This is a genomic window from Streptomyces zaomyceticus (assembly GCF_014656215.1).
GTDB lineage: Bacteria > Actinomycetota > Actinomycetes > Streptomycetales > Streptomycetaceae > Streptomyces > Streptomyces zaomyceticus.
On sequence record NZ_BNBZ01000038.1, the window covers coordinates 32839 to 55693 of the forward strand.

A 22855-nucleotide genomic window follows, 5' to 3' on the forward strand; every position below is an offset into this window, starting at 1 on the left:
CCCCCGCCGAGATCCCTGCCGGGATCCGCCGGCAAGATCCATCACCCTCACCGGCCCACCTTCGCAGACTTCCGGACACGGATGGGTAACGGCGTTCCCGATGCCTTGTCAGTGCAATTTCACATTACTATGTTACCGGTCACATTCCAGCCGCCCTTCGGCTGTCCGACTGCTCCCCGGAGTGACCCGCATGAACAAGCGCACGTGCACCCTGGCCACGGCCCTGGTGACGACCCTGGCCCTCGCCGTGACCGGCTGCTCCGGCGGAGGTACGTCGTCCGGAGGCGCCCGGAACGGCAAGAACCCCGCGACGGACAACAGCGGGGCGGTCCTCGGAGGCACACCGCAGAAGGGCGGCACCCTCACCGTCCTGTCCAACCAGGACTTCACCCATCTCGACCCGGCCCGCAACTGGGTGATGGGCGACATGGACTTCGGCACCCGCCTGCTCTACCGCACCCTCGTCACGTACAAGGCGGAGCCCGGCGCCAAGGGCGGCGACCTCGTCCCCGACCTCGCGGAGGACCTCGGCATCTCCTCCAACGGCGCCAGAACCTGGACCTTCAAGCTCAAGCCCGGGCTGAAGTACGAGGACGGCACTCCGATCACCTCCCGCGACATCAAGCACAACGTCGAACGGTCCTTCTCCCCCGACCTGCCCGGCGGCCCCGACTACGCGGCCCGCTACCTCGCCGGCGCCGAGGGCTACCAGGGCCCGGCCGGCGGCAGGCACCTCGCCTCGGTGAAGACCCCCGACGACCGCACCGTCGTCTTCGAACTCCGCACGCCGTTCGCCGAGTTCCCCTTCGCCGCCACCCTGCCCACTTTCGCGCCGGTGCCCCCGTCCCAGGACAAGGGACCCCAGTACGACAACCGGCCCTTCTCCTCCGGCCCGTACAAGATCGACTCCTACGCCCGCGACAAGCAGCTGGTCCTCGTCCGCAACACCCACTGGGACCCCGAGACGGACCAGGTGCGCAAGGCGTACCCGGACCGGATCGTCGTCACCATGGGCCTCAAGGCCAACCAGATCGACGACCGGCTCATCGCCGCCACCGGCCCCGACGCCTCCGCCGTCCCCTGGGACAAGCTCCGCCCGGAGTCCACCCCCAAGGTGCTCACCAAGCCGGACATCAAGGCCCGCCTCCTCGCCGAGTCGACCAGCTGTACCGAGATGCTGCAGATGCACACCGGGCGAGCCCCCTTCGACGACGTCAAGGTCCGGCAGGCCGTGCAGTACGCCCTGGACCGCGAGGCCGTCCTCACCGCCTCCGGCGGACCCGCCCTCAACGACCCGGCCACCGCGCTCATGCCCGGCTTCCTGTTCGGCGGCAAGCAGCCCGACACCCTCGGCATCCCGCTCACCGGCGACGTGCCCAGGGCCAAGAAACTCCTCGAGGAAGCGGGCGAGGGCGGCGGCTTCACCACCCGTATCACGGTCTCCAACGGCGACAAGGCCGTCGGCGAAGCCATCCAGCAGTCCCTCGGCCGGGCCGGGATCAAGGTCACCATCGAGACCGTCGACCCCTCCGCCTTCTACGACACCATCGGCGACACCAAGAACCGCACCGACCTCGTCTACACCGGCTGGTGCCCCGACTACCCGTCCGGCTCGACGTTCCTGCCGTTCGTCTTCGACGGCCGCTTCATCAAGGAGAAGGGCAACTCCGGCAACCACTCGCTCTTCCGCGACGACGCCACGATGAAGCGCATGGACGAGATCGCGGCGATGGCCGACGCCGCCCGGGCCGCCGAGGCCTGGCGGGAACTCGACGGAAAGATCCTCGCCAAGGCGCCCACGGCACCCGTCGTCGTCGAGCGCAAGCCCCTCCTCATCGGCACCAACATCGCCGGCGCCTTCGGCCACACCTCCTTCGGCGGCCAGCTCGACTACGCGACGGTCGGCCTCAAGGACCCCTCGAAGAGCGCGAACTGAGGCCGCCCGTGACCACCACCTCGCCACCCACCGCGACCACCGGCGCCCCACCGCCCTCCGTACCCACCGCCCGGAGCCCCTGGCGGCTCGTCCGCGCCGAGCTGCGCCGCCGCCCCGCCGCCCGCGTCTCCCTCGGCGTGGTCGCCCTCTTCGCGCTCCTCGCCGCGGCCGCCCCGCTGATCGGGCCCCTCGGCGGCTGGGGCCCGGACGAGTTCGACAAGAGCGCCGTCGACCCGTACCTCGGCGGTCTGCCCATCGGGCCGCTCGGCGGCGTCTCGGCCGAGCACTGGCTCGGCGTCGAACCCGTCACCGGCCGCGACCTGTTCGCCCGGGTCGTGCACGGCGCCCAGGTCTCGCTGCTCATCGCCTTCTCCGCGACGGCGATCGTCGTCGTCGCGGGCACGGCGGCCGGTATCGCCGCCGGCTACTTCGGCGGCCGCACCGACACCGTGCTCTCCCGGCTGATGGACCTCACGATGTCCTTCCCCTCCCTCATCTTCATGATCGCGATGATGTCGGTGGCCCGCGACGTCAACCGCATCGTCCTCATGACGGCCGTCATCGGCCTCTTCGGCTGGCCGGGCATCGCCCGGATCGTGCGCGGCCAGACCCTCTCCCTCAAGCACCGCGAGTACGTCGACGCGGCCCGCGTCGGCGGCTCCGGCCCCGTGCGCATCCTCGTCCGCGACATCCTGCCGGGCGTCACGGGGCCGGTCGTCGCGTACACCACCCTGATCGTCCCCGGCATGATCGCCACCGAGGCCGCCCTCAGCTACCTGGGCGTCGGAGTCCGCCCGCCGACGCCCTCCTGGGGCCAGATGATCGCCGAGAGCGTCGCCTACTACGAGACGGATCCCCTGTACTTCGCCGTCCCGAGCGTCTGTCTCTTCCTCACCGTGCTCGCCTTCACCCTGCTCGGCGACGCGCTGCGCGACGTCCTCGACCCGAGGGGCGGCGGCGCGTGATCCTCTATCTCGGCCGCCGTCTCCTCGGCGTGCTCGGCGTGCTGATCGCCGTCGCCGCCGTCACCTTCGCCGTCTTCCACGTCCTTCCCTCCGACCCCGCCGCCGCGGCCTGCGGCAAGTCGTGCAGCACCGAACGCCTGGAGGCCATCCGCGCGAACATGGGCCTGGACACCCCGCTGTGGCGGCAGTTCGCCGACTTCGTCACCGGAATCTTCACCGGCCGCACGCTGGGCACCGGCCAGTACGCCCTGCGGTGCGACTTCCCCTGCCTCGGCTACTCCTACGAGAACAGCCAGGGCGTCTGGGACCTCCTCGTCGACCGGCTGCCGGTCTCCGCGTCACTGGCCGTCGGCGCCGCCGCGCTCTGGCTCCTCCTCGGACTTTCCGCGGGCGTCACCGCGGCACTGCGCAAGGACACGCTCACCGACCGCGTCCTGATGGTCGGCGCCGTCGCCGCCGCCTCGCTCCCCGTCTACTTCACCTCGGTGATGCTGATCTACGGGCTGATCCGGGTCACGGGCCTGCTGCCCTACCCGCAGTACGTCCCCTTCGGCACCGACCCCCTCTCCTGGGCCTCCAACCTGCTGCTCCCCTGGCTGGCGCTCGCCCTCCTCTACGCCGCCATGTACGCGCGGCAGAGCCGGAACTCGATGATCGAGTCCATGGCGGAGCCGTACATCCGCACCGCCCGCGCCAAGGGCCTGCCGCGCCGCACCGTGGTCGTCAAGCACGGACTGCGCTCCGGGATGACGCCGATCCTGACGATCTTCGGGATGGACCTCGGCGGGCTCCTCGCGGGCGCCGTCATCACCGAGTCCATCTTCGGACTGCCCGGCATCGGACGGCTCTTCTACGGCGCCCTGTCGACCGGGGACCAGCCGGTGATCCTCGGGGCGACCCTGCTCGCCGCCACCTTCATCGTCGTCGCCAACCTGGCCGTCGACCTGCTGTACGCCGTCGTCGACCCGCGAGTGAGGTACTGATGGGCGACTCCGCACCCCTCCTGTCGGTACGGGACCTCACGGTCACCTTCCCCACGCGACGCGGCCCGGTCCGGGCCGTCGACTCCCTCGCCTTCGACGTGCTGCCAGGACGGACGCTCGGCATCGTCGGCGAGTCCGGCTCCGGCAAGTCGGTCACCTCCCTCGCCGTCATGGGACTCCACACGGGCGCCGAGGTCACCGGCTCCGTCACCCTGGCCGGACACGAGCTGATCGGTCTGTCCGACCGCGAGCTGAACGGGCTCCGCGGCCGGCGGATGGCCATGATCTTCCAGGACCCGCTGTCCAGCCTGCACCCCTACTACACCGTCGGCGAGCAGGTCGCCGAGCACCACCGGGTCCACTTCGGCTCGCGCCGGGCCGCCGCCCGCGAGCGGGCCGTCGAGGCGCTCGCCGAGGTCGGCATCCCCGAACCCCGGCGCCGGGCCGGCGAGTACCCCCACCAGTTCTCCGGCGGCATGCGTCAGCGGGTGATGATCGCGATGGCCCTCGTCTGCGAACCCGACCTGCTCATCGCCGACGAGCCCACCACCGCACTGGACGTCACCGTCCAGGCCCAGATCCTGGAACTGATCGCCCGCCTCCAGCAGCAGCGGGGCCTCTCCGTGGTCATGATCACCCACGATCTGGGGGTGGTCGCCCGGGTGGCCCACGACGTGCTCGTCATGTACGGCGGACGGGCCGCCGAACAGGCTCCGGTGGACGCGCTCTTCGCCTCCGCCGCCCACCCCTACACCCGTGGGCTGCTCGACTCGCTGCCCCGGCTCGACGACCCCGACGACGCCCCGCTGCGGGCGATCCCCGGCAGCCCGCCGTCCCTGCTCGAACCGGCGCCGGGCTGCGCGTTCGCACCGCGCTGTCCCCGGGCCGCAGCCGGCTCCGCCGAGGAACGGACCCGCTGCGCGACCGAACGCCCGCCGCTCGGCGGCCCGGAAGGACACCCGGCCGCCTGCCACTTCCCCGCGTACGAAGGCGTCGCCCCATGACCACGACCGCACCTCCCCTCCTCCGCGTACGGGACCTCTCGATGACGTTCCCCGGGCGCCGCAGGGGCTCGGCCCCGATCCGGGCCGTCGACGGCGTCGGCTTCGACGTGGCGGCGGGCGAGACCCTGGGCCTGGTCGGCGAGTCCGGCTGCGGCAAGTCGACCACCGGCCGCACCATCGTGCGGCTCCTCGAACCCACCGCCGGCTCCGTCTCCTTCGAGGGACGGGACATCAGCCATCTGTCGCAGCGGGCGCTCAAGCCCCTGCGCCGCGACCTGCAGATGGTCTTCCAGGACCCGCACTCCTCCCTCAACCCCCGGCAGACCGTGGCCCGGATCATCTCCGACCCGCTGCTCGTCCAGGGCGGTTCGGCGGCCGACGCGCGCAAGCGGGCCGTGGAGCTGATGGAACTGGTCGGGCTCATCCCGGAGCACGTCGACCGCTACCCCCACGAGTTCTCCGGCGGCCAGGCGCAGCGCATCGGCATCGCCCGCGCGCTGGCCACCGGCCCCCGGCTCGTGGTGGCCGACGAACCGGTCTCCGCGCTCGACGTCTCCGTCCAGGCTCAGATCGTCAACCTGATGGAGCGTCTCCAGCGCGAACTCGGGCTCGCCTACCTCTTCATCGCCCACGACCTCTCCGTGGTGAAACGCGTCTGCGACCGGGTGGCCGTCATGTACCTGGGGCGGATCGTGGAGATCGGCGCCAAGGAACGGGTGTACGCCGCCCCGGCCCACCCCTATACCCGGGCGCTGCTGTCGGCCGTTCCGCTGCCGGATCCGGCGGCGGAGCGGAGCCGGGAGCGGATCGCCCTGCTCGGCGATCCTCCGAGTCCGGCGGCTCCCCCGCCGGGCTGCACCTTCCACCCGCGCTGCCCCAAGGCGCGGGAGATCTGCCGGACCGACGCACCGACGCTGCGGACGCTGGTCCCCGGCGAGGGGCGCGAGGTCGCCTGCCACTTCCCCGAACCGGCCTGAGCCCGAGCATGCGAACGCCCCGGTCCCGCAGGTGCGCGGGACCGGGGCAGCGGTGTGTTCAGGACCGGCCGGCCGCCCGGTACAGGGCGGTGGCGACGACGAGGTCCTCCCAGGCCATGCCCACGCTCTTGAAGAAGCGCGGACGTCCGGCCGACGGTCGCCTGCGGCCGGTCACGAGATCGGCGAGGTCGCCCGCCACGTGCTCGGCCCCGATCGCCCCCTCCGCGAGGGGGACGAGCAGGTCACCGGCCTCCCGGAGGGCGGCGGAACGCGCCTCGACGTACACCTCGGACCGGACCACGAGCGCGGTGTCGGTCTCGCGGGCGGCCGGCTCGTGCGAGCCGACGGCGACGACGGTGGCGCCGGGCGCCACCAGGGTTCCGTCGAAGAGCGGTGCGCGGGCCGTGGTGCAGCAGACGACGAGGTCGGCCCCGGCCACCTCGTCGGGCGTGCCGGTGCGGGCGAGGACACCGAGGGTCCGCGCGTATCCGGCGAGGGCGCGCCCGCCGGCCGGGTGACGCGCGACGACGACGGCCTCGGCGACCTCACGGGCGGCGAGGACGGCCTCCAGATGGCCGTATGCCTGGGGGCCGGACCCGAAGAGGACGAGACGCAGGGGCCGGTCGTCCGGTGCGAGGTGGCGTACGGCGAGGGCGGAGACGGCCGGGGTACGCAGCTCGGTGAGCGCGGCTCCGTCGAGCAGGGCCAGCGGCTGGAGGTCGGCTCCGTCGAGCAGGAGGTAGGAGCCGGTGATGCGGGGCAGGCCGCGCGCCGGGTTGGCGGGCGCGACCCCGGCGACCTTGACGCCGGCGAAGGGACCGAACGCCGCGGGCATCAGGAGGAGTTCACCGGCGGGGACGGGCACGGCCGTGCGGGCCGGCCCGGCATCGGGGTCGACTCCGGCCTTCAGGGCCTCGGCGAGGACGTCGGTCACCGCCGCCGGGCCCATGAGGCGGGTCATGGTCGCGGCGTCGAGGACGAGGGGCCCGCTCACAGGAGGAACCCCGCTCCCAGCTCGTCGTGCGGGTCGAGGACGAAGGCGTGGGTGCCGGTGCGGAAGGTGGTTCCGCCGACCTCGGTGATCCCCTCCGCGAGGAGGCGCCCGGTGAAGACGGTGCCGGCGACGGACTCGTGCCGCAGGGTGTCCCCCACGGCGAGGCGTCCGTCGTCGCCGAGCAGGGCGAGGCGGGCGGAGGTGCCCGAGCCGCAGGGGGAACGGTCGATCTGCCCGTCGGCGAAGACGGTGACGTTGCGCTGCCGGAGTCCTTCGGGGGTGTCGGGGAGCTCCTCGTACAGGATGACGCCGTACACGTCGTGGGCGGGGAGCGCGGCGCGGATCTCCCGTCCGAGGCGGACGAGTTCGGGCAGGGCGGGCGGGGAGACGTCGAGGCCGAACCCGCGGGCGGCGACGGAGACGTAGAGGGCGCCGGAGTACGCCAGGTCGACGTCGACGGTGCCGAGCGTGGTGGTCACCTTGACGTCGCGGGCGACGATGCGGCTCGGGACGTTGCGGAAGGTGACACCGGTGGTGCGGCCGTCCGCGCGGTGCACGGCGGCGGTGACGCGTCCGGAGGGCACGTCGATCCGTACGGAGACGTCGCCGTCGTCGGGAGCCGGGACGCGTCCCGTGTCGACGGCCCACGCGCCGAGGGCCATCGTGCCGTGGCCGCAGGCGGTGGAGTAGCCGTCCTTGTGCCAGAACAGCACGCCGAAGTGGGCGCCGTCGTCGTCGGGCGGCACGACGAAGCCCCCGTACATGCCCGCGTGCCCGCGCGGCTCCCGGGAGAGCAGACGGCGCAGGTCGTCGAGGGGTCCGGGGCGGGGGTCCGTACCCGATCCGCCGGGTCCGAGGGCGGTGGCACGGCGTTCGGCGACGGTGTCGCCGGGGATGGGGGGCAGGTCCTCGTCGACGATTCGGAACGGTTCGCCTGCGGTGTGGTAGTCGGTGGTGCGGACCGTGTGCGGGGTGGTGCTCACGAAGTACGGCCTCCGGGAAGGGGGTTCGGGTGTGCGCGGGGCGCCCCGGCGCGGACGCCGGCGGCGCGCCGGTCCGGGGCCCTCCCCGTGGAGGGCCCCGGACCGGACAGGTGGGTCAGCTGCGGAGGGGGCCCTCACAGCTGAAGCTCGACGTGCCGGCGACCCTGGTGGACCAGATGTCGATCGGCCCGAAGGAGCAGTTCATGTCGGCCAGGTTGTTCGAGGCGGCTCCCGCCCGGTCGAGGATGAAGTAGTCGACCGTCTCGGACATGTCCTTGAAGTTCTGGTCCGCGCTGCCGGCGTCGGACAGGTTGGCGGTGATCCGGCCGGTGCAGACGAACCTGCGCTTGCCCGGTTCGCCGTTCTCGACGCAGTCGGGGGTGTTGTAGGTGGCGGTGGCGAAGGTGGACTTCACCGTGGCCAGGGCCGCGTCGCGCAGCTGGGCGTTGGGTGTGAACGTGGTGCTGGGGACGTAGAGCCGGTCGACCTGTGCGATCTGGGTGTCGAGGAAGCGGTTGTAGTCGTTCTGGAGGCCGCTGTCGGAGCCGAGACGGACCCGCCAGGCGTCGTACGCGGCCACGTCGTTGTTCCGCAGGTGGGTGTACATCTCGCGGATCAGGGAGGGCTTCTCGTTCCAGAGGAACTCGAAGAAGGTGCCTGCGTAGTTGTAGAAGCGGAAGCCGTCGCCGTCGTAGGTGGCGTTGAGGATCTGCCGGAGGTTCATCCGGGGGCCGCCGCCGGCCGTGTCGTTGATGATGCCGCGGACCAGGGACTTGCGGACCTTGATGCCGTCGTCGCGGGTGGCGCCGTCGAAGAACTCGGCGGTGCCCTCGTCCATGAAGGTGGTGCGGTCGCCCTGGTACCAGGGGCCCTCGCCGAAGAAGCCGGGGACGGCGTAGCGGCCGTTGAGGTAGTGGGTGTACTCGTGGCGGAAGAGCTCTTCGAGCGTCAGCGACGAGTCCTGCGGGACCCGGCGCTGGTAGGTGTAGAAGGTGGCGCCGCGCTCGATGTAGATGCCGCCGTTGTTGGTGTCCATCCCGGTCAGGATGGGGTGGTAGTTCTCGTAGTCGGCCCGCGAGCCGTACAGGACGATGTTCAGCGTGGTGTTGGGGTCGCCGGCGAGCGGCTGCTCGGTGCCGAGCACCCGGTGGAACTGGGCCTTGACCTGCTTGCTCGCGTAGTAGAGCTGGTCGACGGTGGCCCGGTCGAGCCCGGTGCGGACCTTGATCGCGCCGTTGTCGTAGGTGTACGTGTACGGGAAGATCTGCGCCTCGATGTCCGCCTTGCACACGCCGTACGGCTTGCACGCGTCGAGGTAGTTGAGCCAGGAGACGACCTTGGCCCACTGCTGGCTGCCGCGGCCGAAGGTGCTGACGGTCGTGCCGAGCGCTCCGCCGAGTCCGGCGGTGATCTCCGTCCGGAGGCTGCCGATCTCGCCGAAGCGGCCGTACTCGCTCAGGGCGTCGCGGGCGACCCAGTCGTTGGCGGTGCCCTTCAGGTGGCCGTAGCCGGCGAAGGCCTTGAAGACGGCGCGGTACGCCGGGTCGGCGGCGGCCGCGGCGTGGAAGGCGGCGTCCTGGTTGCCGGGGTAGACGCCCAGGTAATTGACGGAGAGCCCGGCGAGCGCGGCCCCCGCCCAGGCCGTGTCGAGGTGGGTGGCGGGGTGCGAGGGGTCCATGGTGGCGAGGACCCGCTTGATCAGTCCGAGCTGATGCTGGCGCAGTCCGGGGGCGCTGGCCGCGTAGAGGGCTTCGCGCAGGGTGTTGGCGTTGTTCTTCGTGACGTCGAAGGTACGGGCGGCGTTGCCGAAGTCGGCGACGGCCTGGCGGATCGCGTTCACGGTGGGCGCGTCGGTGATGTCGATCTCGCCGCGGGAGTAGTCGTGGTAGGCGACGGCGTGCAGGTAGGTGAACATCTCCTCCAGGTGCGAGGAGTTGCGTCCGTCGTGGGCGGCGGCCAGGCCGGATATGCGGCGGGCGACGGCCTGGACGTGGGCGTCGGACATGACGGGGACGAGCCGGGCGTCCCAGGTCCAGACGAGTCCGCGCAGACAGTCGTCGGCGAGGACCGCCGGGTCGGCGAGGAAGTCGGCGAACTGCTCGGGGCCGAGCCCGGTGATCCCGTCCAGCGTGCAGGGGACGCCCGCGGCGGTCGTCGGGGTGGCGGCGGCGAAGGTCCGTGCGGCGGAGGCGGCGACCGGGGCGCGGCCGGGGACGCGCCCGGTGGCGAGGCCTCCGGGAGCGGGCGCGGGCCCGAAGGTCTGGCGGGGAGCGGTGGCGAGGCGCTCCACCTCGTCGAAGGGATTGGTTCCGTGCCCGGTCTCGGCCCGCGGGGCGGGAGCACCGGTGGGGACGCCGGTCGAGGAGGCGGGGGCAGCGGTGGCGCGGGCGTCCGTGTCGGCCGCCGAGGCCCCGGTCTGGCCGGTGGAGGCCAGGAGGGTCACCGCGATGGCGGAGGTGAGGAGGGACGAACGCACGCGTCGGTGGATGGACAACAGAACTCCATGAGTGGTGGGGGAACGTCAGTGGGGTCTGACGAGAACTGTTGTGGTGCGCACGGCGGTTGACGAAGGATCGTCGGACCGTGTGCGGTGTAACATAGTAATGTGAAATTGCACTGACAACCCCTGTGCGCCCACCAGTTACCGGAGGTTCACCGACGGCTGCGCGATCCCGGCCGGAGCCCGGCCCCTCGTACCCACACCCACACCCACACCGGCGCCCGCACCCGCACCCGCGAGAAATCGGCGAGCGGATCGTCCGGGCGCGGTGCGAGGATGTCGACGCGTTCCGGAGCAACCGGAGCGACGACAGGGGAACTTACGAGCTTCGGAGGCGGCATGGCCAAGGAATTCCAGGTGACGTACGACTGCGCCGATCCGCGCGCGCAGGCGGAGTTCTGGGCCCAGGCGCTGGGATACCACCTCCCGCCGCGGCCCGAGGGATCCGACGGACAGCCCGCCGACTGGGCGGCCATCACGGATCCGGACGGCAAGGGTCCGCGGATGTACTTCCAGAGGATCCCGGAGGGCAAGACGGTGAAGAACCGCCTGCACCTCGACGTGCGCGCGGCACCCGGCCAGACCGGGGACGAGCGGATGGCCACGCTGGAGCTGGAGGCCACCAGGCTGGGGGCGCTGGGCGCGAAGCGGCAGTACCGGCTCGAGTCCGACGGCGTGAACGAGGGTCTCATCATGATGACCGACCCGGAGGGAAACGAGTTCTGCCTGGACTGAGGGTGGACCGAGGGCAGGCTGACGGTTGATCACGGCGTCGGCGAGGTCCCCGGGCGGTCCGCGTTCTGCCGTGCGATCCCCGTGTCCGGGCAGGCCGGCGGGGACGGTCGCCCGGACGGGCCCGTGGGGAAGGCGTGTTCGTGCTCCGCGGCCCGGCCGCGCAACGCCAAGGCCGTGGGGGGGCGGCCGCCGCGTGACGCTCATACGTATCCGATTACGTGACTTCACGGATGTCTCCCGTGTCCGGGATCCGCCAGGGTGGCCGGGGCCGACGCTCTGCCGAGCAGGATCGCCGCCGCCCATGGGCGACAGGACGCCACCGGGCCGGCAGCTTGCCGAAGAGCCGCAGGACACCTCACCAGCCCAAGAGACAGGGAGCACTTCCGGTGCCGACCAGGATTCGTATCCTCACCACCCTCGCGGCCGTCGCCCTGGCGTCGAGCCTCACCGCCTGCGGCTCCCCCGCCGACGAGGGCGGCACGACCACCGGGTCCGGCGCCCCGAACGGCTCCCGCAGCACGGGCGACGCGGGCGGCTCCGGCGGCGCGGGTTCGAAGGACTGTGCCGAGAAGATCGAGGAGGGAGGGGTCCCGGACGAAGGGTTCGGCGGAACCGTCGCCCTCGATCCCTGCGCGACGCCGCCCACGAGGAAGACGACCCTCACCGCCGCGTGGGTGACGATTTCCGACGCCCCCCGGAAGACCGCGAAGCCGCTGAACATCTACCCGGTCTCCTGTCCGGGGGATTCCGACAGCGGTTGCGAGCAGGTCGAGGTGAAGGACAACTTCGATCTGTGCAACCAGGCCAAGCCCGGCTGCCATCCGGCCCGGGGCGAGGAACTGTCCGTGGTGTGCGTGGGCGACGACGTCGACAAGGGGCAGGGAATCACCACACGCTGGTACGGCGTGCTGCTCGGCAGCAGGACGCTGGCCCTGGGAACGGGGCACGACGGCAACTTCGTCAAGCACCTCACGGACAAGGGTGACAAGCCCGTCGGTTACGTCCCCACCACGACCGTCGCCAAGGTGACGGGCGACCTGCCGGAGTGCGACGGCAAGGTGCTCAACTCCAAGGGATCGCTGGACATCGCCAAGTTGGGAGGCGGGGCGATCCGCTAGCCGCCCCGCGAAGGAGACCGTACGACCGGGACGCGCACCGGCCGGGACCGGAGGCGACGGCCGGAGGCGACGGCCGGAGGCGACGGCCGGAGGCGACGGCCGGAGGCGACGGCCGGTGCGCCCCAGTAGACGTCACGGCCACACGGACCGCATCCCCGGCACCGGCGTTCGGTGTCCCGCGGTCACTCTCATGGCCGACCCGTGGTGCGCGTGGTACGTCGTACCCGAAACCTGGACTCATCGCCTTCACCCTTCAAGGGAGGGTCTCCGAATGAGTTCCATGGACGTACCAGCGGATCTTCCGAAACAGCCGTCCGCCGCGGCACGGGCCGGGTCGGCCGCCACTCCGACCCTGACCTGGGTCACGCTGGCCCTGATGACGACCTCGTCGGTCGCCAGCCTCCGGGCCGCTCCCACCATGGCCGTCTACGGCCTCGCCTGCGTCTTCCTCTACCTCGTCCCGGCCATCGTGTTCCTGCTGCCGACGGCGCTGGTGTCGGCGGAGCTCGCCTCGGGCTGGTCGGGAGGCGTCTACCGCTGGGTGGCCGAGGGGCTCTCCAAGCCGCTGGGGTTCCTCGCGGTCTGGTGCCAGTTCGCCATGACGATCTTCTACTACCCGAGTCTGCTGGCGTTCGTGGCCTCCACCATCGCCTACATCATCGACCCGGCCCTCGCCTCGAACGGCCTCTACACCGCCATCGTCATCATGGTGCTGTACTGGACGGGCGTCTGGGTCTCCTCCCGGGGCACGAAGGCGCTCGCCGGGCTCGCCAGCTGGGGTCTGATCATCGGGACGCTCATCCCCGGCACGGTTCTCGTCGTGCTCGGCATGGTCTTCCTGGGCCAGGGCAACCCCTCGGCCGCGCCCATGGACAGCAGTCACCTGCTGCCCCAGTGGACGGGCCTCGCCAGCCTCGTCCTGATCGTCAACAACTTCCTCTCGTACTCCGGGATGGAGATGAACGCGGTGCACGTCTCCTCGCTGAAGGACCCGGCGAAGGAGTACCCGAAGTCGATGTTCATGGCCGTGGGCCTCGTGCTGCTGATCTTCATCCTGCCCGCGCTCGCCATCAGCTGGGTGGTTCCTGCCGACCAGTTGAGCCTCACGGCCGGTGTGATGCAGGCCTTCGACGCGTTCTTCTCGTACTTCGGCGTCGGCTGGATGACCCCGATCGCCGCCGTCATGCTGATCTCCGCCTCCCTCGGCGGCATGCTGACCTGGCTGGCCGGCCCGTCCAAGGGCCTCCTGGAGATCTCCCGCAGCGAGGGCTACCTGCCGCCGTTCCTGCAGAAGCTCAACAAGTACGGGATCCAGCAGAACATCCTGGTCACACAGGGTGTCGTCACCTCCGTGATCGCTCTGATGTACGCGTTCATCCCCAACGTGTCGAGCGTCTACTGGATCTTCTCGACGATCACCACCCAGGTGTATCTGATCGTCTACCTGCTGATGTTCGCCGCAGCGATGCGGCTGCGGAAGAGCCAGCCGGACCACCCGCGCGGCTACCGGGTACCCGCCATCGGGCTGGTGTGCACGGTCGGACTGCTGTCCTCGCTCGCGGCGCTCGCGATCGGCTTCGTCCCGCCGTCCCAGTTCGGGACCGGCAGCGTCTGGTCGTACGTCCTCATGATCGGCGGCGGCCTCACCGTCCTCGGCCTGCTCATCCCGTGGGCCTTCCTCAAGTTCCGCAAGCCCTCCTGGCGCACTGCGGCGGCCGAGTCCACCGGAGGCCCGTCATGAGCCCCACCCGTTTCGCCTCCGAGCACAAGTGGATCTACATCGGCGCGATCGTGATCCTGGTCGGCATGGCGATCGCCGGCCTCATCAAGTACAGCACCGTGAAGCGGGACACCCAGACCGCCGCCAAGGCCAACCAGCTCAGCGAGGACCTGGTGGCGGCCGGCTACCCCGCCCCCGACACGGAGACCGTCGAGTACGTGCTCGGCACGGACGGCGGCGCCGTCTGCGAGGACCCCGGCAGCGCCCTGACCACGGCGCTCCAGCGCATCCAGCAGCTCACGAACGGCGCCACCGGCCCCGGTATGCGCCCCATCATCGCGGACACCAAGGCGATCGGGGCCGAGCGGATCGTGCTCCAGGTCTACTGCCCCGAGAAGGTCGACGACTTCGACGAGGCCGTCGACGAGCTCAAGACCGACGACACGGTCAGGAGGTGACCGGCCCCGCCGGCCGCTGAGCCCCCAGGAGCAGTACGGCACGGCTGCCGTCCGCGTCCGCGAGCGGCAGCCGTGCCGTCTCGCCACCGGACCGTCCGCCGGCCGTTCCGGCCCGGGAACACCCTGGAGTACCTCGAGACCGACCGGTACATCACCGACCGGCCCCGTCGCGCAGTCCCCACGGGGATCCGTACGCGTTCAGCAGATCGAGGAAGGGACGCGGCGGCAGGGCCTCCGGGCCGAGGACGCCCTGCCCGGCCCAGGCGCCGGAGGCCAGGAGTTCGAGGGCCACGACGGGGTTGAGGGCCGTCTGCCAGACGACGGCCTGGGAGCCGTACTCGCGCATGGACCACTGGTTGTCGACCACGTGGTAGAGGTACGCCTCGCGCGGCGCGCCGTCCTTCGTCCCCTTCACCCAGGTGCCGGCGCACGTCTTGCCGGTCATGCGGTCCCCGAGGGTGGCGGGGTCGGGGAGGCAGGCCGCGACGACGTCGCGCGGGGAGACGCGTACCGGCCCGTCCCTGCCCGGCACGGTCACCTCGGCTGTGGAGTCCAGGCCCAGCTCGTGGAGCGTCTTGAGCTTGGCGATGAAGTCGTCGCCGAGGCCGTACTTGAAGGTCACGCGGCGCGCGTCCACCCAGCGCGGGACCAGCAGCACCTCCTCGTGCTCGACGTTCACGCACTCCACCGGCCCGATGCCCTCGGGGAAGTCGAAGACCTCGGGCTCGCTGAACGGCGCGGTGGTGAACCAGCCCCGGTCCCTCTCGTAGACCACGGGCGGATTGAGGCATTCCTCGATGGTCGTCCAGATGCTGAAGGACGGGGCGAAGTCGTAGCCCTCGACGGTCAGGTTCGCTCCGTCACGGATGCCGATCTCCTCGATCTCGTCGAAGAGCTCGTCGGCGGCGTAGCGGGCGAACACATCGGACATGCCGGGCTCGACGCCCATGCCGACCAGGGCCAGCCTGCCGCTCTTCTCCCACTGGTCGGCCAGCGCGAACTGCTCGTCGCCGAGCTTCACGCCGCATTCCTCGTACGGGGCCTCCGGGTGGGGCGCCGACAGGGACATGGCCATGTCCAGGTAGTGGACGCCCGCCTCCAGGGCGGCGCGGAAGAGGGGCATCACGAACCGCGGGTCGGTGGCGTTGAGCAGCACGTCGCAGTTCTGCTCGCTGAGGACCCGCCGTACCGCCTGCTCGTCGGAGGCGTCCAGCCGCAGCGCGCTGAAACGTCCGCCGCGCTCCCCCAGTGCCGCGACGGCGGCCTCGGCCCGGGCGGGGTCGTAGTCGGCGACCACCATGTGGCCGAGGAAGTCCCTGCGGGCCGCGATACGGGTGACAGCGGTTCCGACGCCGCCTGCGCCCACGAGAAGTACTCGCACGTCTTTCACCTTCCTTGCGGGAGGCGGACGCCTCCGGGCAGGGCTGATGCAACGGGACGGCGGGGGTTAAGGTCAATGGCGTTGGCATAAGGCGTGTCGCGCCGACGGCCCCGTGCGCAGGCGGGCGGAGCACGACCGGTCGTCACCGGATTCACCCGGAATGGCATCGGAATGCGACCGTACGGAGAGGGGTGTCGTGGCGAAGCAGGTGGTCCCGGAGGGGGCGCGCCGTCGGCGGCGGCCCACGCAGGGCGGCACCGTGCTGTCCGAGGAACACTTCGTGCGGGCGGCCCTGAGGGTGCTGCGGGAGCACGGAAGCACCGGGTTGACGGCCCGCCGTCTGGGCACGGCGCTGGGCGCCGACCCCAGCACCCTCTACCGGTACTTCGCCGGCATGGACGATCTGACGCGCGCCATCGGCGACGAGCTGATGGGGCGGGCGCTCGACGGCTGGGAGGCGACCGGGGACTGGCGGGTGGACCTGCGCGCCCTCGGCCTGGCCATCCACGCCTCGTATCTCGCGCACCCGCAGGCAGCCGTGCTCACGGCGAGCCGGGTGAGCGGCCGGCCGCGCGAGATCGCGGTGGACGAGACCGTCCTCGGCATCCTGCGGGGCACCGGTCTGGCCGATCCGGAGGCGGTCCGCACGTACCACGCGTTCATCGACCAGAGCCTCGCCTTCGCCGCCCTGGACGCGGGCTCGCTCGCCCTGACGGACCAGGCCCGCGCCGAGGACGAGGCGATGTGGCAGTCGACGTACGCGCGCCTGCCCGCCGCGTCGCATCCCCACATCGCGGCCACGGCCGGTCATCTGGCGCGGCGGATGCCGCACAGCGCCTATCCGGCGGTCCTGGAGATGCTCCTGGAGCACACGGCGGCCCGGCTGGAACACCCTCGGGAGCGGCCTTCCGCCGCCTCCTCCCCCGCGGAGCCCGGAGCGTCGTTCACCCGGCGGCGGTGAGCCGGAGCAGCATCGTGTCCGACTCCCCCTCGCGTCCCACCGTGACGAAACCCCGGGAGGCATACAGGCGGGCGGCGTGGTTGCCGTCCTCGACGCTGAGACTCAGCCGGTCCACGCCCGAACGGGCCGCCAGGTCCACCACCGCGTCCAGCAGGGCGCTCCCGATGCCGCGTCCCCGGTGGTCCGGCAGGACGCCGAGGGTCAGCTCCGGCACCGTCGGGTCGACGTGGCCGTAGCCCGGGTCGGTCGCAGGGAACCTCCTCGCCCAGACTGCGCCCACGGGCCTGCCCGTGCCGTCCTCGGCCACCACGCCGAAGTCCCCGGGGAGGGGCCAGCCGGTGATGTAGTGCGCGATGCTCGGGATCCGCAGCAGCTCCTCCAGGGTGGTGCGCGGCCCGTCCCAGTTGAACGCCTCCAGCAGCATGGCCGTCAGGAAATCGGCGTCCCCGGCGGTCGCGGGGCGCAATCGCCCTCCGGCGTCCGGCAGTTCCGTCCCGGTCGCGGTGCTCGTGTGCATGCGGTGTCCCAGTTCTCGCTGTCGTCGGCGGAGCGGTCGAGCCGCTCCGCGGAGATCCTGCCGTGCTCACGGCAGGAGAAGGCTGAGATTGAGACAGATGATGGCGGCCCCCGCCAGGGCTCCGCACGCCGTGGTGACGGGGCGGTTCACCAGGGAACCCATCAACCCCCGGTCGCGGGTGAACAGCAGCAGCGGAACGAGGGCGAAGGGAAGCCCGAACGACAGCACCACCTGGGACCACACCAGGGCGGCCGTGGGGTCGGCGCCCGCCGCCAGGATGAGCAGGGCGGGGAGCACGGTCAGGACCCTGCGCACCATCAGGGGCAGGCGACGGCGCAGGAACCCGGTCATGATGACCTGCCCGGCGTAGGTGCCGACCGACGAGGACACGAGTCCCGAGATCAGCAGCGCCCCGCAGAAGGCCAGGGCCACCCCGCCGCCGAGGGAGGTGCGCAGCCCGTCCCGTACGTCCTCCAGCGTCTCGACCAGCGGTCCGGCGCCGCCGGCCAGATGCGCGCCGCCCACGAGCATCGCCGCGTTGACCAGCCCGGCGAGCACCATGGCGACGGTCACGTCGAAGCGGACGCCCCGGAGCACCATGCGCTCGTCGTGACCCGCGCGGAGGATCCCGGCCTTCCGCAGCGCCCCCGCCCGCTCCGCGGACCGGGCCGAGTGCAGGAAGACGGCGTGCGGCATGACCGTGGCGCCGATGATCCCGGCGGCCAGGACCAGGCTCTCCCGGCCCGCGAATCCGGGGACGAGGCCGGACGACAGCTCGGAGGCGCCGGGGCGGGCGGCCACGGCGAGCCAGAGCATCGCGCCCGCGATACCGAACAGCGATCCGGCCACGATCCAGTCGAACCTGCGGCGACCGCGCCGGTCGTGATGGAGCAGCGCGAACGAGACGAGCGCCGTGACGACGCCGCCGAGCAGCAACGGCGTGCCCAGGAGCATGTGCAGGGCGAGCGCGCCGCCGATGATCTCCGCGAGGTCGGTGGCGACGGCGACCGCCTCCGCCTGTGCCCACAGGCCGAAGGCCACCGGGCGCGGGTATCGGTCCCGGCACAGCCGCATCAGGTCCCGGCCGGTGGCGACACCCAGTTTGGCGGCCAGCACCTGGAAGAAGAGACCGGCCGCGTTGGCCACCAGCACCACCCACAGCAGACGGTGGCCGTAGTGCGCTCCCGCGGTGAAGTTGGTGGCGAAGTTGCCCGGGTCCACATAGGCGACGGCCGCGACGAAGGCCGGTCCGAGCATGACGGCGCGCGTGACGGCGGAGCGTGTGACGCCCAGTTCCCCGGGACCGCGGGCCTTCCCGTCCAGAACGGTGCCGGACGGCCGGTGGTCAGACGTCGGCATGCGCGTCCTTCTCCTCCCACAGGCCGGTGATCAGCCGGAACAGGTCCGTCTGGTCGCCGAGTCCGAGGACCGCGGCGGCCGACGGGCCGTGGGCGGCGACCCGTACCTGAGCACCCGTGTGCACAAGGATCTCGCCGGGGAGGTTGGTGGCGTAGTTGATCAGCATGGGTTCGCCGTCGTGCGCGAGGAGCATCGTGGTGGCCCCCGGGCTCTCGACGTCGACGGGGACGATCTGCGCCGAGTGGCCGTGGTCGGCGGTGACCAGGACCAGGGTCTCTCCGTGCTCCTCCGCCCACTGCAGTCCCACGGCGAGCGCCTCGTCGAAGGCGGCCACCTCGCTGATCATCCCGCAGGGGTCGCCGTCGTGGCTCGCGGTGTCGATCAGCCCGGCCTCGACCTGGAGCAGGAATCCCCGGCCCCCGGCCCGCTCGTCCAGGATGTCCAGGGCCTTCGCGGTCATCCGGGCCAGCGTCGGCTGGTCCGCCGGGAGATCGGGGTTGACCCGGCAGACGGCCGCGGGCCCCCGGTCGGTGCGTGCCTTCGGCCCCACCCACGCGCGGGCCAGCGCACCGTCGCCGAAGAGTCCGAGCAGGGGCCCGTCGGCGTCCGCGGCGGCCAGTCCGGCCGCTGTCGTCACCAGCCGGTAGCCCGCGGCGGCGGCCTGGTCGAGGACCGTACGGCCCTGGAACTCCCCGGCCCTGACGGTCTGGCGGAAGTACTGCTCGCCCCCGCCGAGCAGGACGTCGGGCCGGGTGCGCACCAGTTGCTCGACGATGGAGCCGGGCCCGCCGTTCTCGGTCGCCTGCGCCCGGCACCGCTCCATGGTGTCCGGTCCGCGGCCGCTGCGGTCGGCGACGTGCGCCGCCATGGCGGCGGGGGTGGGGTCGCAGACCTCCTCGGTGGTCACGAGGCCGGTGGCCATGCCCCGCTGACCGGCGAGCTCCACCAGGGTGGGGACCGGGGCTCCGTGGGCGTCGACGCCTATGGCGCCGTTGTAGGTCTTCACCCCGGTCGCCCAGGCGGTGGCCGCGGCGGCGGAGTCGGTGACGTAGTTGTGCCGGGTGGGGTCGCCGGGAACCACCGAGTAGTTGGTCACGGTGCCGGTGAAGAGGAACCTGTCCAGAACCAGTCGCCCGTCGGCGCCCCTGAGGTAGTTGCGGGCGATGGTGATCTCGTCCTCGCCCAGGCCGTCCCCGACGAAGAGGATCACGTTCCGGGGCCTGCCGGTGGAGGCGAGGGCGAGCGCCTCCTCGGCCCGCCTGCTGTCTCCCCAGACGCTCCCGCCGCGGGGCAGCGGGATGCCGGGACTCGGCCGGGGGGTGCCGGCGCTCGGCCGCGGGCCGCCGCGGGCCTGCTGTGTCGTCGCGTCGCCGCTCATACCGTGCCGTCCTGTCGTCCGGTGCGCGGTTCCGTGCCGGCCTGTCGTCCCCGGTGCGGATCCGTGCCGCGTCCCGCCCGCTCGTACAGGCCGAGCGCGGCGACGGTCACGGCGTCGGTGAGGTCGCCCGTTTCGTGCATCCGCCAGATCTCCTCGGTGTCGAACACCCCCGGTCCGATGTCTCCCTCGCCGGGTTCCGGCCGTTGCCCGACCGTCGTCAGCGAGCGCGCGAGGAAGACGTGGCACACACCGGTCGCGTAGCCGTACGCCTCGTGCAGCACGCCGAGCGGCTCCCAGGTGTCCGCGGTGAGGCCGGCCTCCTCGCGGAGTTCCCCGGCGGCCGTCTCCCGCGGGGAGACTCCGGGCCTCGCCGCCGCGCCCTGGGGGAACTCCCAGAAGCGCCGGCCGACCGGATGCCGGTAGAGGTTGACCATCGCCAGGCGTCCGGGCTCCACCTCGGGCACGACGAGCGCGAAATCGGACCGTTCCATGACCGTCCAGACGCCGAGGGACCCGTCGGGGAAGCGCACGTCGTCCTCGCGGAGCCGCATGTACGGCGAGGTGTAGGCCCGTCGGCTGGCCAGGACGTCGAAGGCGCCGTCGGGCCGGGCGCCGCGTTCCCCCATCAGACCGCCACCGTCTCCAGCAGCCCCGCGTGCTTGCCGCCCCGGGACGCCTCGGCCCAGAACACGCCGAGCTGTTCCAGCAGCGGCGCGGGTGCGGCGTACTCCCGGTGGTCGAGCCTGCTCACCGGCACCACGTCGGCGAGCGTCCCCGCCAGTGCCAGACCGTCCGCGCCGAGCACCGTGGTGCGCAGCAGGGGCTCGCGCGCCCACTCGATGCCCTCCGCGCGGGCGAGCTCGGCCAGCAGCGCGACGGTCACCGAGTCCAGGCAGCCCTCCCAGGAGGGCGGTGTGGTCAGTCGTCCACCGCGTTCCTGCACGACGGCGGCGCCCGCCGACTCGGCGACCCTGCCCGCGGTGTTGAGGACCAGCGCGTCGTCGTAGCCGGCCGTCGTCGCCTCCAGCCGGGCGAGGCGGGTGAGTTGGTAGTTGCCGACCACCTTCAGGGCCGGGGGCAGCGTGTCGTCGGCAGGACGCCGCCAGGCGCTCGTCATCAGGGCGACCGGGGCGGGAGCCGCCGGCTGCCGGCGGAAGGCGGCGACGGTCACGGAGGCGGTGACGGCTCGCGGGGTGAGGACGGCGCCGACCACCATGGGACGGACGTACACCTCGCAGTCCGGGTCGTCGGCGGCCTCGTGCGCGGCGGCGGTCCGGCAGCCGTCGAGCAGTGCGGAGGGCCCGCCTTCCAGGGGCAGGCCGAGCACCTCGCAGGAGCGCGCCAGGCGGTCGAGGTGGCGTTCCGCGCCGATCAACGCCAGTGTTCCGTCGTCCTGCCGCCGGGCGACCAGGCCGTCGAAGACGCTGAGGCCGCGCAGCAGCGCGTCGGACATCAGGGGGATCCTCGCCCGGTCCCAGTCGGCGATCTCTCCGTCGAGCCAGATGGTGCCGTTCTGTACGTGCATCGTGGGTGTCCTTCCGGGGAGGGCTGGTGGGGAGCGTCGAAAGGGCGGGCCGGAGGAGCGACGGGGGCGGGGGGCGGCGACGGTCGGCCGCGGGTGTCGCGCGACGGTGCCACCCGACGGGGTCTCCTGCCGGTGTCACCCGACGGGGTCGCCCGACGGGGTCGCCCGCCCGTGTCAGCCGACGGGATCGCTCCCGTCCGGGCTCCACGACGCACGCACGCCTTCCAGGAGCCGTTCCGTCTGGTCCAGCATGCGGCGCACGTTGAACTCCCTGCGGACGGTGGACAGGGCGTTCGCCACCAGCCGTGCGCGGAGCTCCTCGTCGGCCGCGAGCCTGGTCAATGCCTCGGCCCAGGCACCCTCGGCGTGCGGGGAGAGCCGCAGCCCGACGTGAGGATCGCCGATCACCTCGCGCAGACCGCTCACATCGCTGACGACCGTGGGGCGTCCGGCGGCCATCGCCTCCAGTACGGCCAGTCCCAGGCCCTCGGCGAGACTGGGCTGCACCACGACGTCGCACTCCCGGTACACCCCGGGCATGTCGTCGAGGGCAAGGTCCTGGCGGAGCGTGACCCGGTCCTCCAGATCGAGCTCCTTGACGAGGGCGAGCAGCCGCTCGTAGTAGCCGAGGTCGGAGGAGTGGGCGCGGCCCGCGACGACCAGATGGGCGTCGAGTCCTCCGGAGATCAGCCGGGCCAGCACACGGACCATGAAGTCCTGTTGCTTGCGCGGGGCGATGCGGCCGCTGAGCGCGATGACGAACCGTCCGTCGGGGCGCCTCGGTCCCTCGGTCGCGAACCGTTCGCACTCGATGCCGTGCGGGATGTGGTGGGTGGTCGCCGGCGGACTGCCGTACGCGAGCGCCTTCTCGTGGTAGAAGCGGCTGCCCGCCACCAGTGCGTTGACCGGCAGGGCCGCGTAGACCAGGCGGGCCCTCCCCCGGCCGAGGGGTCCTCTTTCGGGCTCCTGCTCGTGGAAGTTGGCCACGAGGGGGCGGCCGTAGGTCAGGGCGACCATGCTGCCGAGCACGGCCGTCTCGTGGCTGTTGGCGAACACGACGTCCGGTGTGCCCCAGCCGTCGACCAGGGCGGCGAGCTCCCCCGCCGTGCTGAACTGCATCTGCTCCCAGCGGAGTTTCGTCGGGTCGTCCAGCAGGTTCCGGTAGGCCAGCAGGCGCCGGACCGCGGCCTGGCCGTCGGTGTCGTCGACGGGCGCGTCGAGACGGTCGCCGTCGGTGGCGACCATCACGTCGTGGCCACGGGCCGCCAGTCCGGTGGCGACCGTACGGATGTAGGACTCGGCGCCGCCGATCAGGGGGTGGTAGGCCGGGGCGAGGACAAGGATGCGCATGCGGTCTCCGT

The 22855-nt window shown here is 72.0% G+C and carries 20 protein-coding genes; 10 read left to right on the plus strand and 10 right to left on the minus strand.

Features of this window, described 5'->3' with window-relative positions; genetic code table 11:
• Nucleotides 1-190 precede the first annotated feature (190 nt).
• From IE311_RS32060 to IE311_RS32080, 5 genes are read left to right on the plus strand one after another with little or no spacing between them, the layout of a single operon-like run.
• Nucleotides 191-1936 carry an ABC transporter substrate-binding protein gene (locus IE311_RS32060; RefSeq protein WP_189835373.1) on the plus strand — a complete coding sequence of 582 codons (1746 nt, stop codon included), beginning with the start codon at nt 191-193 and terminating at the stop codon, nt 1934-1936.
• An 8-nt stretch (nt 1937-1944) separates the two neighbouring features.
• Nucleotides 1945-2901, plus strand: coding sequence for an ABC transporter permease (locus tag IE311_RS32065; protein ID WP_189835374.1), 957 nt, complete (start codon nt 1945-1947; stop codon nt 2899-2901).
• The gene (locus IE311_RS32070) at nt 2898-3884 is read left to right on the plus strand and encodes an ABC transporter permease (RefSeq protein WP_189835375.1); all 987 of its coding nucleotides are present in this window, start codon (nt 2898-2900) and stop codon (nt 3882-3884) included. Before IE311_RS32065 ends, IE311_RS32070 begins: the two co-directional genes overlap by 4 nt.
• Nucleotides 3884-4888: an ABC transporter ATP-binding protein gene (locus IE311_RS32075; RefSeq protein WP_189835376.1), complete on the plus strand. Its 1005-nt coding sequence runs from the start codon at nt 3884-3886 to the stop codon at nt 4886-4888. Before IE311_RS32070 ends, IE311_RS32075 begins: the two co-directional genes overlap by 1 nt.
• A complete protein-coding gene (locus IE311_RS32080; protein WP_189835377.1) occupies nt 4885-5865 on the plus strand; it encodes an ABC transporter ATP-binding protein in 981 nt (326 codons plus the stop codon). Before IE311_RS32075 ends, IE311_RS32080 begins: the two co-directional genes overlap by 4 nt.
• 58 nt (nt 5866-5923) lie before the next feature.
• On the opposite strand, the gene IE311_RS32085 is transcribed toward IE311_RS32080, so the two are convergent.
• The 3 genes from IE311_RS32085 to IE311_RS32095 all read right to left on the minus strand — a co-directional run bounded on the left by IE311_RS32085 (nt 5924) and on the right by IE311_RS32095 (nt 10318).
• Nucleotides 5924-6859 carry an ornithine cyclodeaminase family protein gene (locus IE311_RS32085; RefSeq protein WP_229902297.1) on the minus strand — a complete coding sequence of 312 codons (936 nt, stop codon included), beginning with the start codon at nt 6857-6859 and terminating at the stop codon, nt 5924-5926.
• Nucleotides 6856-7842: a proline racemase family protein gene (locus IE311_RS32090; protein ID WP_189835378.1), complete on the minus strand. Its 987-nt coding sequence runs from the start codon at nt 7840-7842 to the stop codon at nt 6856-6858. The genes IE311_RS32085 and IE311_RS32090 overlap by 4 nt, the downstream gene beginning before the upstream one ends.
• 115 nt (nt 7843-7957) lie before the next feature.
• Nucleotides 7958-10318, minus strand: coding sequence for a collagenase (locus IE311_RS32095; protein ID WP_373314017.1), 2361 nt, complete (start codon nt 10316-10318; stop codon nt 7958-7960).
• Between the two features lie 363 nt (nt 10319-10681).
• On the opposite strand from IE311_RS32095, the gene IE311_RS32100 reads away from it, so the two are divergent.
• The 4 genes from IE311_RS32100 (at nt 10682) to IE311_RS32115 (ending at nt 14373) form a co-directional block, all read left to right on the plus strand.
• Entirely contained in the window at nt 10682-11077 is a 396-nt protein-coding gene (locus IE311_RS32100; protein ID WP_189835380.1) for a VOC family protein, read from the plus strand.
• A gap of 386 nt (nt 11078-11463) precedes the next feature.
• Nucleotides 11464-12195: a hypothetical protein gene (locus IE311_RS32105; RefSeq protein WP_189835381.1), complete on the plus strand. Its 732-nt coding sequence runs from the start codon at nt 11464-11466 to the stop codon at nt 12193-12195.
• Nucleotides 12196-12466: 271 nt separating this feature from the next.
• Nucleotides 12467-13936 (plus strand): APC family permease, encoded by a 1470-nt coding sequence (locus IE311_RS32110; protein WP_189835382.1) that lies wholly within the window; start codon nt 12467-12469, stop codon nt 13934-13936.
• Complete coding sequence (locus IE311_RS32115) at nt 13933-14373, plus strand: hypothetical protein (protein ID WP_189835383.1); 441 nt, start codon at nt 13933-13935, stop codon at nt 14371-14373. Before IE311_RS32110 ends, IE311_RS32115 begins: the two co-directional genes overlap by 4 nt.
• Before the next feature lie 151 nt (nt 14374-14524).
• Here IE311_RS32115 and IE311_RS32120 read toward each other — a convergent pair whose 3' ends face one another.
• Nucleotides 14525-15754 (minus strand): saccharopine dehydrogenase family protein, encoded by a 1230-nt coding sequence (locus IE311_RS32120; RefSeq protein ID WP_189835384.1) that lies wholly within the window; start codon nt 15752-15754, stop codon nt 14525-14527.
• Nucleotides 15755-15950: 196 nt separating this feature from the next.
• On the opposite strand from IE311_RS32120, the gene IE311_RS32125 reads away from it, so the two are divergent.
• The gene (locus IE311_RS32125; RefSeq protein ID WP_189835385.1) at nt 15951-16715 is read left to right on the plus strand and encodes a TetR/AcrR family transcriptional regulator; all 765 of its coding nucleotides are present in this window, start codon (nt 15951-15953) and stop codon (nt 16713-16715) included.
• On the opposite strand, the gene IE311_RS32130 is transcribed toward IE311_RS32125, so the two are convergent.
• The 6 genes from IE311_RS32130 to IE311_RS32155 form a co-directional block, all read right to left on the minus strand.
• Nucleotides 16699-17232, minus strand: coding sequence for a GNAT family N-acetyltransferase (locus tag IE311_RS32130; protein WP_189835386.1), 534 nt, complete (start codon nt 17230-17232; stop codon nt 16699-16701). The two genes, IE311_RS32125 and IE311_RS32130, sit on opposite strands and share 17 nt — an antisense overlap.
• Before the next feature lie 66 nt (nt 17233-17298).
• Nucleotides 17299-18591: an Nramp family divalent metal transporter gene (locus IE311_RS32135; RefSeq protein ID WP_189835387.1), complete on the minus strand. Its 1293-nt coding sequence runs from the start codon at nt 18589-18591 to the stop codon at nt 17299-17301.
• Nucleotides 18578-19969 (minus strand): alkaline phosphatase, encoded by a 1392-nt coding sequence (locus IE311_RS32140; RefSeq protein ID WP_189835388.1) that lies wholly within the window; start codon nt 19967-19969, stop codon nt 18578-18580. Before IE311_RS32140 ends, IE311_RS32135 begins: the two co-directional genes overlap by 14 nt.
• Entirely contained in the window at nt 19966-20595 is a 630-nt protein-coding gene (locus IE311_RS32145) for an NUDIX domain-containing protein (protein WP_189835389.1), read from the minus strand. Before IE311_RS32145 ends, IE311_RS32140 begins: the two co-directional genes overlap by 4 nt.
• Entirely contained in the window at nt 20595-21494 is a 900-nt protein-coding gene (locus IE311_RS32150; protein ID WP_189835390.1) for an aminotransferase class IV, read from the minus strand. Before IE311_RS32150 ends, IE311_RS32145 begins: the two co-directional genes overlap by 1 nt.
• A gap of 174 nt (nt 21495-21668) precedes the next feature.
• Nucleotides 21669-22844 (minus strand): glycosyltransferase family 4 protein, encoded by a 1176-nt coding sequence (locus IE311_RS32155; protein ID WP_189835391.1) that lies wholly within the window; start codon nt 22842-22844, stop codon nt 21669-21671.
• Nucleotides 22845-22855 lie beyond the last annotated feature (11 nt).

Bases quoted from the DNA above. Each gene is read 5' to 3' on its own strand.
- IE311_RS32080 (WP_189835377.1), top strand. From the start codon at position 4,885: ATGACCACGACCGCACCTCCCCTCCTCCGCGTACGGGACCTCTCGATG.
- IE311_RS32155 (WP_189835391.1), bottom strand. From the start codon at position 22,844: ATGCGCATCCTTGTCCTCGCCCCGGCCTACCACCCCCTGATCGGCGGC.
- IE311_RS32145 (WP_189835389.1), bottom strand. From the start codon at position 20,595: ATGGGGGAACGCGGCGCCCGGCCCGACGGCGCCTTCGACGTCCTGGCC.
- IE311_RS32150 (WP_189835390.1), bottom strand. From the start codon at position 21,494: ATGCACGTACAGAACGGCACCATCTGGCTCGACGGAGAGATCGCCGAC.
- IE311_RS32110 (WP_189835382.1), top strand. From the start codon at position 12,467: ATGAGTTCCATGGACGTACCAGCGGATCTTCCGAAACAGCCGTCCGCC.
- IE311_RS32100 (WP_189835380.1), top strand. From the start codon at position 10,682: ATGGCCAAGGAATTCCAGGTGACGTACGACTGCGCCGATCCGCGCGCG.
- IE311_RS32115 (WP_189835383.1), top strand. From the start codon at position 13,933: ATGAGCCCCACCCGTTTCGCCTCCGAGCACAAGTGGATCTACATCGGC.
- IE311_RS32075 (WP_189835376.1), top strand. From the start codon at position 3,884: ATGGGCGACTCCGCACCCCTCCTGTCGGTACGGGACCTCACGGTCACC.
- IE311_RS32130 (WP_189835386.1), bottom strand. From the start codon at position 17,232: ATGCACACGAGCACCGCGACCGGGACGGAACTGCCGGACGCCGGAGGG.
- IE311_RS32135 (WP_189835387.1), bottom strand. From the start codon at position 18,591: ATGCCGACGTCTGACCACCGGCCGTCCGGCACCGTTCTGGACGGGAAG.
- IE311_RS32140 (WP_189835388.1), bottom strand. From the start codon at position 19,969: ATGAGCGGCGACGCGACGACACAGCAGGCCCGCGGCGGCCCGCGGCCG.
- IE311_RS32060 (WP_189835373.1), top strand. From the start codon at position 191: ATGAACAAGCGCACGTGCACCCTGGCCACGGCCCTGGTGACGACCCTG.